Below are 14816 nucleotides of genomic sequence, written 5' to 3'. Positions count from 1 at the left end.
CTGGGGGATGGGGAATATGTTAGGACGGAATATAGTTGCCGCGCTGCTGCTCAGCGCTGCATCCCATGCTTCCCTAGCCTATGCGCAGACCGAGACGGAAACGTCGGCCTTTGAAGCACAGATTGCGGACACAAAATCTTCGATGATGTCGGATCCGGGTCAGGCTCTCAAATCGGCTCGCAAAGCAGCGATGCTAGCCAATACGATGCCGAAAACTGACGCTGATCTCGCCGTGGCCACGAGCCAGTGGCTAGAGGGAGAAGCGCTTACGCGGCTCAATAAACCGAAGCAGGCTAAACCGGTCATTGCCGCCGCGTTGCAGACCGTTAAACGGGTTGCTCCCAACACCAAAATTCATGCTGACTTGCTCAAGTCCAGTGCCGCTATTGCCACTCAAACCGGTAAAGTAGAGCAAGCTCTTTCCATTCTCTATTCTGCTTATCGCATTTATGAGAAGCTGGATCAGAAACGCAGCCAAGCGATCATTTTGCACAATATTGGATCAATATATTATGAAGCCCGCGATTATCCGCGTGTTTTAAACTATTATGATCAAGCAAAAGCAATCTATGCCGACGATCCTGCATTAAATCTTTCATCGCACAACAACCGCGGAAATGCGCTGCGGGATATGGGTGAATTTGCAAAAGCGGAGCAAGAATATGCGCAGGCCTTGGCGGTTGCCAAAGAAATGGACAGCCCGCTCCTGCAAACCCGCATATTGACCAATTTGGCTTTTGCCCAACATGCCCAAGGCGATCTGGAAAAAGCCGAAAAAACAGCTATTTCCGGACTTTCTATCGCCCGCGCCGGCGCGCAGGATTGGGAACCCTTTCTATGGGGCACACGCGCCCAGATAGCCTTTGCTGGTGATCGCCTGAATGCGGCTGAAAATTATGTCCGTAAGGCGTTTAAGGGTGTTGATACGGCCAATTCGACCATGGCCTATCGGGACTATCACGAAACCGCCTATAAAGTTTTCGGGAAATTGGGACAGCATAAGCAGGCCCTGGAGCATCTCGGTGCCTTTAAACGGCTCGATGATAATGGCAGGGATCTGGCGGCATCAACCAACTCTGCGCTATTGGCCGCCCAGTTTGACGATGCCAATCGCGAATTGGAAATTTCAAAGCTGGAAGCCAAGCAAGCCCAGCGGGAAATGATGCTGGCTCAGTCACAAACGACCTTGCGCTACACCAGTTTGCTGTTGGTCGTGTCTTTCGCGGCTATTGGCGCCCTGTTCTTTGTTGTGGTCTCGGTGCGTCGTCGACGCAAAGCGGTGAGTGCTGCCAATGCGCAACTCTCTCATGCAGCGCGCCATGACCTGCTTACCGGTCTCGCAAATCGCGGCTATTTCCGGACGTTGCTTTCCAATGCGCTGGTTGACAATCAAGAGAATGGAACGCGCAGCGCCGTTCTGCTCATCGACTTGGATCGATTCAAAGCCGTTAATGATACATTGGGTCATAACATTGGGGATCAACTCCTTTGTTTAGTTGCAGAAAATCTGAAAGAAGCTGCGGGTGATAAAGCCCATGCTGTGCGCTTAGGCGGCGATGAATTTGCGCTGGTTATTCCAGATATCGGCAATGATGGTGATCTCGATAAAATCGGTGAAGATATTATCACTCGCCTTAACGGCACCCATTCCATCGATGGCACATCCGTCAATGTAGGCGCCACGGTTGGTATTGCCGTCGGTCCCGTTGATAGTGACAATGTTCAAACGCTGACCCGTTGTGCTGACCTTGCGCTTTATCACGGCAAAGAATCCGGTCGCGGTCAATGTGTGCGTTACAAAGAATTCATGCAGATTGAAGCAGACGAGCGTCATATTCTCGAAAATGATCTTCGCGATGCCTTGGAAAATGGCGATTTATCTATTGCTTACCAGTCGATTGTCGATGCAAATACACAAGAAATTATCGGTTATGAATCGCTATTGCGATGGAACCACCCGACGCGCGGAGAAATATCGCCCGCCATATTCATTCCGATTGCGGAAGAAGCCCGACTAATAGGACATATTGGTTCATGGGTATTGCGCACCGCCTGTGCGCAAGCCGAAAAATGGCCCGAGCATGTCAGGCTATCTGTCAACGTGTCTGCGCTGCAAGTTGAAGGTGGCGGTCTTGCCAATAATATCATCAGCGCGCTGGCCGCAAGCGGATTAAGCCCCGAACGGCTGGAGCTTGAAGTGACCGAAAGCGTCTTCTTGGATAATCACGAGAAAACCGACGCCACTTTGGAAAGTTTGCGCTCGCTGGGTATCAATTTGGTTCTCGATGATTTTGGAACCGGATATTCCTCGCTAGGCTATTTGCGCCGCGCAAGCTTCTCGACCATCAAAATCGATCGCAGTTTTGTCAAATCCGCGACGCAAGGATCAACCGAAAGTTTGGCGATTATTCGCGCGATTGTTTCCATGGCCGAAGAATTGGGGATGAAAACAACGGCAGAAGGTATTGAAACCCAGAATGAATTGAACGTCATGCGGGATTTGGGTTGCACCCAATTGCAAGGTTATCTCTTCTCTCGCCCAACCCAATCGGTGTCCGGACAAAGCGATTCCAAAGATACGAAGCCAGCGGTTATTCCATTTTCAAAATCGGAATTGAAACGCAAAGCAGGGTAAATCCAATACCCATGATGGCACTCAGTTGCCCTCAAACCATCTCAAAGCTGCGCTTAAATGCTGTATTCTCAGAAAAATGACCATATAGGGCAGTATGAAAAAAGTTCATTCTGCTCTGTTTCTGATTGGCGCCCTCGCCTTCACCGCCTTTATGTTCTTTCGCGCCGCTCCCGACATGTGGAGCGAAGATCTAAAGCTGCCTGAGCAGCAGCATATTATTGCGCCGGTCCAACTGGAGATTATCGCCCAAGTCGGACCATGGCCGACCATTTCCCGTCTAATCGGCTATAGAGGGCGGCTTTGGTTTGCCAATTCGGTCAAAGGGCGCAACCATAATTCTGCGGACATTTGGAGCCTCGATCCCGCTACCGGGACGGCACGATATGAACGCAATTTATTCAGCCAGGACGCCGGGCATCCCCTCGTCTACAAAGACCTGCTCTATTGGCCCTTGGAAGACGCGCTGTTATCCTTTGGCAATGGGATTGTCGATGTAACCAATGGCGAAACTTGGCAATCTTTGACCATTGCCAATCAGCCCATTTATCATACCAGCCAATTGCTCGCGCATCCCGATGGTCTGTTTGCCGTAACCGGGACACGCAATGCTGGACTGCAACTGTCCCAAGATGCTGGCCGCAGCTGGGAAGAATTTTATATCCACCCAACACCAACCACTCATGTCAGCAGGTTGAAAGAACTTACTATTTTTAAGGGAGAAATTTACGCCTCTCTGAAAGATGCCAAGATCAAGCGGCTCACGCGCTGGACTGGTAATGACTTTCAAACAGTGCGCAGTTGGCCGCTCAATCGCTATTTTAACGGACTGAATGTCCATCAGGGCGCGATATATGGTCTGGTGGGCCAAGGGCGCGAAAGAGAAATCTGGAAATTTGACGGTCAAAAATCCCTTCGCGTCGGCTTTAAAGGGCCTTTTACCGACCTTGCCAGCGATGGAAAAAACCTCTGGCTAGTGACACGCGACGGCCACCTCTGGTCCAGCCCAAAGGGCGAGCAATGGCGCCGCCACGGCGATCTTGCAAAAGGCAAACCTGTCTCCATTCACTCCATATCCGGGTATATCTATGTCGCTGGCACAGGCGATGATGGTCGCGGTATAATTTGGGGACGAGCTGGTGCAAAAATACCTTCTGGTCCTCAAAATCCGGCAATAGTTTTACAAGTCGGGGCAAAGAGCCGCAATCGGGATTGGGATAATATTGGCCAAGAATTGGATAGGCTACTGGCCGATCGTGCGAGCTATCAGAATTTCGCAAATAACAGTTTATGGAACCGGATAGATCAGATCGCACGGGACCGTCCGCCTTCCGGTTTTTTCGCAAAACGCTTAGCGGTAAATTTTCCTGATCAGAAAATATCAGCCTTTGGCGGAAGCATGGAATTGACCACTAAAGATCTGGCATATGCCTATTTACTGTGGGGCATGAAACAGTCCGGGTTGGGCGAGGTTCCGGTCGCGTTCTTAAAAGATCGCTGGCAGTCCAAACCCAATAGCTATGAAAAATATTTCGAACTGGAATTAAACGCAATCCGCACAATTCAGACCACTGGTCAAAATGATACACAGACAGTAAAGGCGCTCGTTGACCGGCTAAGCTATCCCGATGATCCCATCTGGTTCAGATCACAAGTTATCGGTACATTAACAGCCGTTAGCGGTCAGAAATTTGGATATGATATTGCCGCTTGGCAAAATTGGGCAAGCGAGAAAGATTAGATCGCGTTGCTTTTGCGCAAATGGGGCTGACAGGCGCAGAAAGCCATGTTCTAAACCCGCTTGGCGCCGCGTCTATTTTTCATATCCGTATTTCTATCAAGTGCACGTAAAAAGGGGCAAGCATTTCTGCTTACCCCCGATTTTCTAGCCAAAGTCGAGAGAGATTGAGTCTGGCTAGAGTGTCCTCCAGACTGTCCCCACAGACTAGAAGGCAACTTTGGCACCAAGTCTCCAGACCCGCCCCAAGGGATTACCGGTGAACGGGTTATAGCCCAATTGCGTTCTGGCAGAAGGTGGATCTTCATTTGTAAAGTTTTCGACTGAGAACTGCAGTTGAGCATCAAAGGCAGAAATCGGCAGATCATAGGCAAAATGGAGATCATGTTGTGTGAAGCTTGAAATATTTCGGCCAAAATCTGTAGGACCAAAACTGGTGACCGCACATGGATCGGGCAGAGCCGGACAACGCTCATCGCGAACACCATCAACATATTTTACACCATAGCGGGCATTGAAACCGCTAATGTTGAAGTTGACATAAGCATTGCCTCGCCACGGCGCGATTGTGCCGGGATTACGATCGAGATTGGCTAAACCAACCGCATTGAACCCAGCCCGGAGCAGCGTACCATTAAGATCAAAATCTCCGACTTTATATGTCAGAATATGGCTGGCATTTGCGCCGATGGTCAAAACACCGGTTCCGATTTCTGTGGTATAACTTGCCGCGAAATCTAGACCGGTAGTCTTTGTTGTCGGCCCATTGACCCATTGGGTGAAGACTCGAGAAATATCATCGCCCACCGTGACACCTTGAACACAGGCGCCGCCGGCGAAGGTGATAAAGCCGACAAAGGGGCTTGAACAATCAGCGAATCCATCAGGTATCGGCACCACATTACTCGCAATGGCTTGACCATCAGTTGTGGTGATTTCATCTTCAAAATCAAAGCTCCAATAGTCCACAGAGAAGTTGAAACCGCTAAAGTCGACAATAGCACCCACATTATAAGTAAATGCTGTTTCAGGTCCCAAATCCGTTGGATTTCCAGCAATATCGACAGCTTTAAAATCACCGCCTGATGCTGCCAAGCCAGCAAGTGAGGTGATGGCATTGGTGGATACTTGAGCCGCCAAAGGTGCACGGAAGGTCGTCCCGACGGAACCGCGAAGAACCAACCAATCAGTTGGCTCCCATCTTACCGAACCTTTAGGATTAAAGGTTGAACCAATGGATCCTCCATATGCTTCAAATCGGGCCGCAGCGGTAAATTCAAGTGTGTCGCTAATCGGAACAGCAACTTCGGCAAAGGCAGCTATCACATCTTGAGTCAAATCTGCATTGCGCTGGCCGCCAAGGAAGATAAAAGAACCCGCTCCCTCAAGCGCGCCACCAACACAAGATTGATCACCCAATATCGGACATGGGTTAAGATCCAAATTGCCAAATTCGTTGAGCGGTTTATTGTTGAACCGTGACTTGCGGTACTGCGCGCCGGCTGCCCAACCAACGGCGCCGCCACCAAAATCAAGTCCCATTTCGCCTGAGAAAATCAAATCCGCAACTACTGTATCCTCGCTTTGGTCATTACCGTTTGGAACAGCGATCCAATTAGCCAATTCTGCTGTGTTCTCTGCTCCTGGAACGTAGAATGGATTGTCCAGACCCAGAGTTGGGTTACCGGGACCGGCATTGGTAAATGGATTGAACCACAAGCAGCCATTGAGACCTGGAGTATTGCCGGTACAATTTGGTCCACCGAGACCATTTAACGCGGCCTGCAATCTCGATCCGATGATGCCCGGTGAACCACCGCGGCGATCATAGTTCATCATTGTAAGCGAAAATTGCCCCCGGAATGTTTCAGAGAAATCCTTCTCGAACGTACCGGAAAATCTATAGGCCTTACTGTTGACAAACTGGCGGCCCGACCCTCTTTCGTCGTTCGGAACGCCCAACCAACCGTAGGGACGCCAGAAGAAAGGCAATATGCGCCCACCCAGTGGCGCTGTCGCTCCGGTTTGAGCCAAGAAAGGCGCAACCCCTGGATTGGCAACGGGGACGCTGAACCCTTGAAAAATTGGTCCGCCTCCCAAGCCGGCTCCTCCAGGGCCTTGCAATGGAGGATATCCAGGTGAAGTTCCGATGGAATCTAAGTCGGTTTGCGCATAAGTAAATTCACCCCGAAAACGAAAAGTATCGGAGAGATCAACATCGGCTTGAATATAACCTTGATAGCGATCGGTTTCTTCAACAAGATTATCAAAGGGCACAAAGCTAAACCGACAAATTGGGAAAGCCCCGACAGCGTCTTCAACCCCGCCAAGATCATTACAACCTACGTCACGCACGCTACCTAGGAAACCAGGGTTTCCTGGCACGAAGAAATGACCAGGCGTACCCAGTGAAGACCAAGCCGCTGGATTAACCTCATAGGGTTGAGATGCATAATCGCGCTCGGTCGTGGGCAATTCGGAACGATGCTGCCAACCGAAGCCCGCAAGGATATTTACATCGCCAAAAGTTTTGCCAACCAAAATTGATGCGGTGTAGTTATCGTCCGATCCATTAACAAATTCATAGTCACTTTTGATCTCAACGCCTTCAAAACCGCTTTTGGTTATGAAGTTGGCCACGCCTGCAATCGCGTCAGATCCGTATGTCGCCGCCGCACCATCTTTCAAAATTTCAATGCGCTCGAGCGCAAATAACGGCACCGCGTTGGTATCACCAAAGCCGCCACCAACAGCGCCCGGTGCGGTAAATGTCCGCCGGCCATTGAACAATACCAAAGTACGTTGAGGGCCCAAACCCCGCAAGTTGATAGATCCGAGACCTTGATTGCCTTGCGCAGCGGTAGAAAACTGGTTTGTGTCACCGAGAACGCTGCCCACTTGAGGGAGATCTTTGATAAATTCCAACGGGGATGAAACGCCCGCGGTATCCAGATCAGCCGACGTAAAAACATCAACGGGTTGCGCGGCATCTTCCGGTGTTCCGCGAATAAAACTACCGGTCACAACGATGATATTCTCATCGTCATCGGCTTCTTGAATGTCCTGAGCATGAGCGATGCTGGGCATCGCGGTCGCTGAAAACAGAATAGCGCCAAGCGCACTTGTGCAACGCAAAAGTGATTTATTCATTATGTTCCCCTCCTCAAAACCCGAGCGTCAAACATGAAATATTTGATCCCGGTGCCATTTTTAGGCTTTTTGATTTTTCTCTCCGAGAGGAAAGGTGACTGTAATTCAACCAATAGTCAATAGTGATCTGCGCAAAGATTTCTTATTCGGATTTGTCCGCCATATTCTCAGCCTGACTCAACACTCTCATGAAATTCTTGCTCCAGATTTTTTCAATCTGATTTCGATTATAGCCGCGTTTCAACAGTGCAGCGGTGAGATTGAACGCTTGGCTCGCATCAACAAAACCCGCGATTCCGCCACCATGATTAAAGTCACTGCCAATACCAACATGATCAATGCCAACCCGCTTGACGATATAGTCAACATGATTGAGCAATTGATCCAGTGACCCTGGACCAATGATTGCACGCATGGCTTTTAAAAACGCTTGCCGGTCTTGAGCATCCGGAATTTCCCAATATAATTCATAAGGATAGGAATAAGCATCGGGTAACCCCGCGTCCCGCCGGACTTGCAAAATATCGGCGCGCATTTGTGGATCGGACAAGTCAACCAGATAGGCACCAAAGGCGGCCAAATGAATAACGCCACCGGCCTGCGCGATTCGGTCAATTTCTTCGTCGGAGAGATTGCGCGAAACAGCAGATAATTTACGCACATTGGAATGGCTTGCAATTACCGGGGCTCGTGACAATTTCACGGCTTGCAAAGTCGCTGCTTTTGACATTTGCGAGACATCCAAAAGAGCGCCCAAAGCGTTGATGCGTTGCACAGCCTTGATGCCCAGTGAAGACAATCCGCCATGCTCCTCAGCCGGTTCATAGGCCTGATTTTCGGCAATATATAATGGCCGCGAACTGTCCGAAAAATCATTATGACCCAGATGATTGAGACCAAAGACGCGTACGCCAGCGGCGTAAAATTCGTCAATCGCTTCCACCCGGCCATTTAGCGATCGCGCGTTTTGAAAGCCAAGCAATACCGCTATTTTTCCCTGATTGACAATTTGTGAAAGCGCCTTGGCGGACGTCGCCATCACAATATCCTCGTCCTGTTCAATCATTTGCGTCGCGGCCAACAGCTTTGCATTAGCTTCCGCCCTAGCCGCTTTGCGCCCAGCTTGCGTTCTTGGACCGGGGCCCACAGCAACCGATAGGATAACCGCATCCATCCCGCCAGCACGCAGTTTGACCGGTTCGGTTTTAGAGCGTCCATCCGCGCCGAGATAGGTCCGAGATGTTGTGGGCAACACGATATCGGCATGCGCATCGAGCACCAACACCTGTTGATGAATGACGCGCGCCTGATCGGAAAACGACTCTGTTTGTTGTGTATCTGTAGCAGGTTGCTCCCGATTTTCTGCAGTTGTCGTGCACGCCGAAAGCGCGGTCGCGGCAACGATCATCGGAATAGCGCGCCCCCCCAATCGCTTGGCCATGCCGAGAAAATGGAATTTCATGCACATGCTATTTTTCTCCCAAAAATTCGACAATGGCTGCGGTTGCACGATCGGGTTCCTGCATCGATGTCCAATGGTTGATACCCTTCAAACGCACCGTCCGCATATTCGGTCCGTTGCCATCGACCTTGTCGACCAGCGCAGGCACAAAAACGCTATCTTCTTCTCCCCATATGAACAGGCCCGGGACCTGTATTTTTGCTTCAGGGTCCGGCCAGAGATGGACGTCTGCAACCGCATCAAAGGGCGGAATATTTGCACGATACCAATTCATCGCCGCAAACAGCATCTCGTTGCTCGACAAAGCATTTTTGAACAGATTAAACTCTTCGGGAGTAATATCCCCTCGCTCAGCGAGCTTCCCATAAGAAAGCATTCTCGCCCCTTCTATCGCATTGCGACTTTGCAGCATTTCCAAAGTCGTTGCCCGAAAAAGCTGCATATATTGATTGCGCCGCTGTTGCTCCTTGTCGATTGCAGCATGGCTGAGAAAAAGGTTCAGCGGCGGGGCGCTCATGCCAATGACTTTATCGAGCCTTTCTGGATAGGCCTGCGCGTAAGACAAGGCCAAGACCGAACCCCAATCATGGCCGACCAGTATATATTTTTCATCGCCATTTAAATGGCGCGAAAATTCATCAAGTTGCCGAGCCAAATTGTCTATCGCATAGGGCTTTAAATCCATGGGCTTGGCGGATAGGCCTGACCCTAAAGCATCAACCGCAACCACGCGATATCGCCCCTTGAGAGCTTCCATCTGATCAAACCAACTATACCAAAAAGATGGAAATCCATGGTAAAATATTATCAAAGAGCCTTTTCCAGCTTCAACATAATGAAGCCGGTTATCCCCGGAACCGAAATAACCTTCAGTATAAGGAAAATCGGAACTACCCGCCTTATTGGCAAAAGCCACAGCAGGATCTTCTGCGACCGTAGACGATGTTTTGCCGTCAGCAAAATTGCCATTGCGCGCCGGCTCCGTCGCCATACAACCAACCACTAACAGCGCGCTCGTCATTAACATCATGGATTTGAAAAACTGCGCCATCCCGACCTCTCCTCCGCTTTAACCCATTGCATTATAGGAAGCGTTTGTTATTGTACAAATAGTCAACAATAATAGGTAGCACCTGTCAAATTCTAATTACGGGATGTGCCAAGGCAGGAGGATGAAAGAAAACATATGCGTCTGTCTTGGTCACTTTACACAAGCCTAATCTTGGTCACGATCAGTCTGACGGCGTGCCAAGAGCAGTCCCAAAAACCTCTATTACCAACCAACGAAATTGTCGATAGCAACGGTAATCCAGGAGAAGGTCTGTATCAAAAACATTGTGCCGCCTGCCATGATCAGGCTGCCGGCGAAGCGCCAACAAAAGCAGCCATTCAATTAAACGGTGTGGAATCGATCCGCACAGCGCTTTCAACCGGCGTGATGAAGGAACAGGCGGCGATGATGTCGCCAATTGAAATAAGAATATTGGCTGACTATCTGGCCAGCCCCAGCAGCGAAAGCGCGATCGCCAACGCGCGCAAACACCAGTGCGCGGGTCAATTGTCTCTTACGAAGCCGCTGTGGAATCGATGGGGCAACAGCAAACGCAACGTTCGGCATCAACCCACGATTAATGCTGGTATGACAAAGGAAGACATTCCCAATCTCAAGCTAAAATGGGCCTTTGGATTTCCTGGCTCCGCTCGCGCTCGATCGCAGCCAGCGGTGACGGCGGAAGCGATTTTTACTGGCAGTCAAAGCGGATTATTTTATGCTTTAGATAGCAAAACCGGATGCGTCTGGTGGACGTTTGAAGCCAAGGCCGAAGTGCGCAATGCCCCCACCATTTCAACCGATGAAAATGGTCATGCGAAAACACTCTATTTTGGAGATGTCGACGCTAATGTTTATGCGGTAAACGCCCGAACCGGCAATCTCTTATGGACCCGATCAGTTAAAGATCATCCCGTTGGTACGATAACGGGATCAATAACCTTGCATGAAGGCCGGCTCTTCATCCCGATGTCGTCGCTAGAAATTATCAATGCCTACATGCCTGATTATGAATGCTGCACTTTTCGCGGCGGTGTGCTCGCACTAGACGCACGATCTGGGCGATCCATCTGGCGTTTTTACACCGTCGACGAGCCTCAAAAAACACAGCGAAACGCAGCCGGTGCCCAAAACTATGGTCCATCTGGCGCTCCGATCTGGTCAACACCGACCGTCGATGCCAAACGGGGTTTGCTGTATGTTGGGACTGGTGAAAATTATTCCTCCCCTGCCAATGACAAAAGCGATGCTATCATTGCGCTGCAAATGGACAATGGAGCCGTCCGCTGGGTGCAACAAACCATTGCTGGCGATGCTTGGAACGGAGCCTGCGGGCCCAACGGATCACAGACCAATTGCCCGACAGAAGATGGTCCAGATTTCGATTTTGGCGCGCCGCCAATTTTGACCCGGTTAGACATTGGCAAAGATATTATTCTGGCCGGTCAAAAATCGGGGATGATCTATGGCATGGATCCTGACAATGACGGCAAAATCCTATGGCAAACCCGAGCCGGAATGGGCGGCTTTAATGGCGGCGTCCATTGGGGCATGGCGACCGATAGCAAAACCTTATTTGTGGGCATTGCAGACACTCCAGGAAACCGTTTTGCAACGGGACCTTCGCGCCAGGGTCTACATGGCTATGATCCCGCAACTGGTGAAGCGCTGTGGAGCAAGATCGAGTCTAATGTCTGTGCCGAACTAGCCCATAAATGCATGACCGCTTTATCGGCACCGCCAACCCACATGCCGGGCGTAATCTTTGCCGGTGCGCTGAACGGGATCTTGCGCGCTTATAGCGCAGAGGATGGATCGATATTGTGGAGCAAGGACACGCGGCGCGCCTATCAAACGGTGAATGGTGTGTCGGCGCGCGGCGGATCGATTGATTCCGCTGGTCCGATTGTCGCTGGCGGCCTGCTCATCGTCAATAGCGGTTACGACAAATTTGGACAGATACCGGGCAATATCATGCTGGTATATAGCGCGGAGTGACAAGCCAATCATGACCCCGAAAACCATTGCCAATATCTGCTGCAATCTGCTGCTTAGCCTGAGCCTCACCGCTTGCATCGCTGCGACGCCTAACAACTCCACTGATACCAAGGCCGCGCCGCCTCGGATAATCCAGACCCCGTTTGCGCGGCCAAAGTCGCTCGCCAATAACCGGATCAAGGGCGTCCGTTTTATCGGCAAAACCGTTTCCGATATTGACCGCACTATCCGCTTTTATGAACAAGCCGTGCCCTTTACCCTGGTCCGTCGATATCAGGTCGCAGCGTCTGAAATTTTTCACTCAGAAATGACGGCACAGCCGTATCAGACCATCGAAGTTGCGTTGATCAAAACCCCGACTGTTTTTGTCCAACTGATTGACTTTCAGCCCAATATTTCCACTTCGCCTGTTATCAAACCGGTTATCGGCCCTGGCCACACCCATATTTGTTTCCAGTCTTCGGCAGCGGAACCGGCGCTTTCGAAGTTTTTGACTGCCGGACTGACCATGGTTTCAAGAAACGCGCCGGTGGATTTGGGCGGTTATGGCGTGACCTACGCCTATGGCCGAGATCCGGACGGCACTATCATCGAAAATGAAACGATCGACAGACCGCGCCGTCAGGACAAGGCATGGGTCACGCATATTGGTAGTGCCACACCGGACGCAAATCGGATCGCTGAATTTTACAGCAAATTTATTGGCTATGGCCCGCGGCGCCGAGGAGAATATTCCAACTTTCCCAATATGGACAATATCGTTGCAATTGACGGCGTCGCCTTGCGCAGCGCTTGGTTTGCCTTGCGCAATTTTGAATTGGAATTTTGGCAATTTGTCAAACCCGCTACGCCCGACCGCCAAGCACCAGCAAAAGTCGACGAAATTGGATATAATATGACGGCATTTGAAGTGACTGATGTCGAAGCTGAACGCAAAAGATTGGCCAATCTGGATATTGAAACCATCGGTCCGGCAAAAATTAGCCAGGGCTGGAAAATCTATTATGCCTATGATCCGGATGGCAATGTAATTGCTATTCAGGAGAATATCTCCGCACCAACAACCGAGTCTATCGATCACATGCTATGGATCGATCCCATAGTCTATTAGCCCAGAAAACTGTCTCAATTCGGTATATATTGGGATGACCTTTATTGTTCAACATGATGATATTATATGATAATCACACGCAATATGAACGAAAACACATCCATGAAACGAAGGCGTCTCAGTCCTGAAAAACGCAAATCGTTGATCCTCGACCATACGGCCGACATTATCGCTGCGGATGGCGTTGCCGTATTGAGCATGGAATTAATTGGCAAGAAAGCAGGGATCAGCAAGTCCCTTGTCTATACCTATTTTGACAGCCTGACCGAATTGTTGCGCGCCCTGCTAAAGCGGGAATTGAAACGGCTCAGACGGCTCCAGGTTCAAGAGGCTGAAAATGCGCAAACGTTCGAAGAGCTGGTTCGCGGCGTTACTCATCAATATCTCAAATATATTGAAGAACGCGGCCTGATTATCGAACGACTGCAAGCGGAACCCAGTGTATCGAGAGGCCATGACCCGACCGACTATAGTCGCAATGATGCGGTTAGCTATATCTCTGAAATAGTTGCAAAAAATTTCGATATCCCGCAGGGTTTGGCGATAGCGGTGACGGATATTTCCTTTGGCCTTCCGGCAACCGCTGGTGCTTTTTATCTACACAGCGAAATGAGCAGGGAAGATATTGAAAAAATCACCGTGACTATGATCTTGGGATCGCTCAACGCGGTTCAAAATGACTATAGCACGCGGCAGCAAATCTTAAGGCGCAAAACCTAGGCCTGCTTCCAAGACATGTTGAAATTATAACGGATGGATCGAATGACCGCCATCCAAGACAAGAGATTGCCCGGTCATAAAGTTGCTTTGTTGAGACGCCAGATACACAGCAATCCCCTCCATATCTTCCAGCTTTCCAACTTCTCCCGCAGCCGCGCGCCGTTTGCATGCATCTCGAAAAATTTGCGGCGTATTGAGCGACATGTCGGTTTCAATGTAACCGGGCAAGAGCGCATTGACTTGAATTTTGGCCGCACCCAATTCTATCGCCAACGCTCTAGTCAATCCTGTAACCGCTGCTTTGGTTGCGGAATATCCACTGCCCATGGGCATACCCATAATGGCAGCCGCTGACGATGTGACTATAAGCTTTCCGCCTTGCTGTCGCTTCAGCATATGCGCGATAACCGGACGATAAGTATTCACCACGCTCGTGAGATTCATATCAACCGCAGCGTTCCATTCTTCTTCACTTGTTTGATGCAACATACCGGAGGACCCGCCCCCGGCATTAGCAAAACAGCTATCAACTTTGCCAAAGCGTTTTACAGTTGCCGCAAAAGCCGCATCGACTTGGTCCGTATCGGTAACATCACAGGAAAATATGGCGGCATCTGCTCCCATTTCTTGCAAGGACTTGAGCGCCACTTCGTTCTTTTCAGCATTGCGTCCCCATATTGCTACCGCAGACCCAGCCTTGACCAATCCTTTGGCCATTGCCAATCCAAGCCCCCCATTGCCGCCTGTCACCATGGCCACTTGACCGGTTAAATCAAACATAAGTCCGCCCCTGCATGTTATCCCTTTGCTCAGACCTGATGGACCGCCACCCCCCAAGGTACCATTAGCCATTGCGCCATCCATGCAATCTTATTGTACATAGAGTCAATAGTGTCTTTTGCGGCTTCAATAGTCCTGTTTGCACCATCACCTCAAAAATCTGGCCATAACGCA

Annotated in this window: 9 protein-coding genes; 5 read left to right on the top strand and 4 right to left on the bottom strand. The window is 50.2% G+C overall.

All coding sequences use genetic code 11. From position 1 onward, the window contains the following. The first annotated feature begins 16 nt into the window (after positions 1–16). Together ABJU74_RS03020 and ABJU74_RS03015 are read left to right on the top strand one after the other, a co-directional pair. The gene (locus ABJU74_RS03020; protein ID WP_348382645.1) at positions 17–2635 is read left to right on the top strand and encodes an EAL domain-containing protein; all 2619 of its coding nucleotides are present in this window, start codon (positions 17–19) and stop codon (positions 2633–2635) included. Positions 2636–2729: 94 nt separating this feature from the next. Then, positions 2730–4373, top strand: coding sequence for a hypothetical protein (locus tag ABJU74_RS03015; RefSeq protein WP_348382644.1), 1644 nt, complete (start codon positions 2730–2732; stop codon positions 4371–4373). A gap of 204 nt (positions 4374–4577) precedes the next feature. On the opposite strand, the gene ABJU74_RS03010 is transcribed toward ABJU74_RS03015, so the two are convergent. The 3 genes from ABJU74_RS03010 to ABJU74_RS03000 all read right to left on the bottom strand — a co-directional run bounded on the left by ABJU74_RS03010 (position 4578) and on the right by ABJU74_RS03000 (position 10033). Further along, positions 4578–7520 carry a TonB-dependent receptor gene (locus ABJU74_RS03010; RefSeq protein ID WP_348382643.1) on the bottom strand — a complete coding sequence of 981 codons (2943 nt, stop codon included), beginning with the start codon at positions 7518–7520 and terminating at the stop codon, positions 4578–4580. A 142-nt stretch (positions 7521–7662) separates the two neighbouring features. Further along, positions 7663–8988 carry a membrane dipeptidase gene (locus ABJU74_RS03005; RefSeq protein WP_348422604.1) on the bottom strand — a complete coding sequence of 442 codons (1326 nt, stop codon included), beginning with the start codon at positions 8986–8988 and terminating at the stop codon, positions 7663–7665. Position 8989: 1 nt separating this feature from the next. Then, positions 8990–10033, bottom strand: a complete 1044-nt coding sequence (locus ABJU74_RS03000) for an alpha/beta hydrolase (protein ID WP_348382641.1) — start codon at positions 10031–10033, stop codon at positions 8990–8992. A gap of 135 nt (positions 10034–10168) precedes the next feature. Here ABJU74_RS03000 and ABJU74_RS02995 point away from each other — a divergent pair, with 135 nt between their 5' ends. The 3 genes from ABJU74_RS02995 (at position 10169) to ABJU74_RS02985 (ending at position 13862) form a co-directional block, all read left to right on the top strand. After that, positions 10169–12031, top strand: a complete 1863-nt coding sequence (locus tag ABJU74_RS02995; protein ID WP_348382640.1) for a PQQ-binding-like beta-propeller repeat protein — start codon at positions 10169–10171, stop codon at positions 12029–12031. A gap of 10 nt (positions 12032–12041) precedes the next feature. Then, complete coding sequence (locus tag ABJU74_RS02990; protein ID WP_348382639.1) at positions 12042–13142, top strand: VOC family protein; 1101 nt, start codon at positions 12042–12044, stop codon at positions 13140–13142. Between the two features lie 102 nt (positions 13143–13244). After that, a complete protein-coding gene (locus ABJU74_RS02985; RefSeq protein ID WP_348422603.1) occupies positions 13245–13862 on the top strand; it encodes a TetR/AcrR family transcriptional regulator in 618 nt (205 codons plus the stop codon). Between the two features lie 24 nt (positions 13863–13886). On the opposite strand, the gene ABJU74_RS02980 is transcribed toward ABJU74_RS02985, so the two are convergent. After that, complete coding sequence (locus tag ABJU74_RS02980) at positions 13887–14642, bottom strand: SDR family NAD(P)-dependent oxidoreductase (protein ID WP_348382637.1); 756 nt, start codon at positions 14640–14642, stop codon at positions 13887–13889. Between the last annotated feature and the right edge of the window lie 174 nt (positions 14643–14816).

Origin of the sequence: Parasphingorhabdus sp., from assembly GCF_039982415.1 — a bacterium.
Taxonomy (GTDB): Bacteria; Pseudomonadota; Alphaproteobacteria; order Sphingomonadales; family Sphingomonadaceae; genus Parasphingorhabdus.
This window is presented reverse-complemented; position numbering and strand designations above follow the sequence as displayed.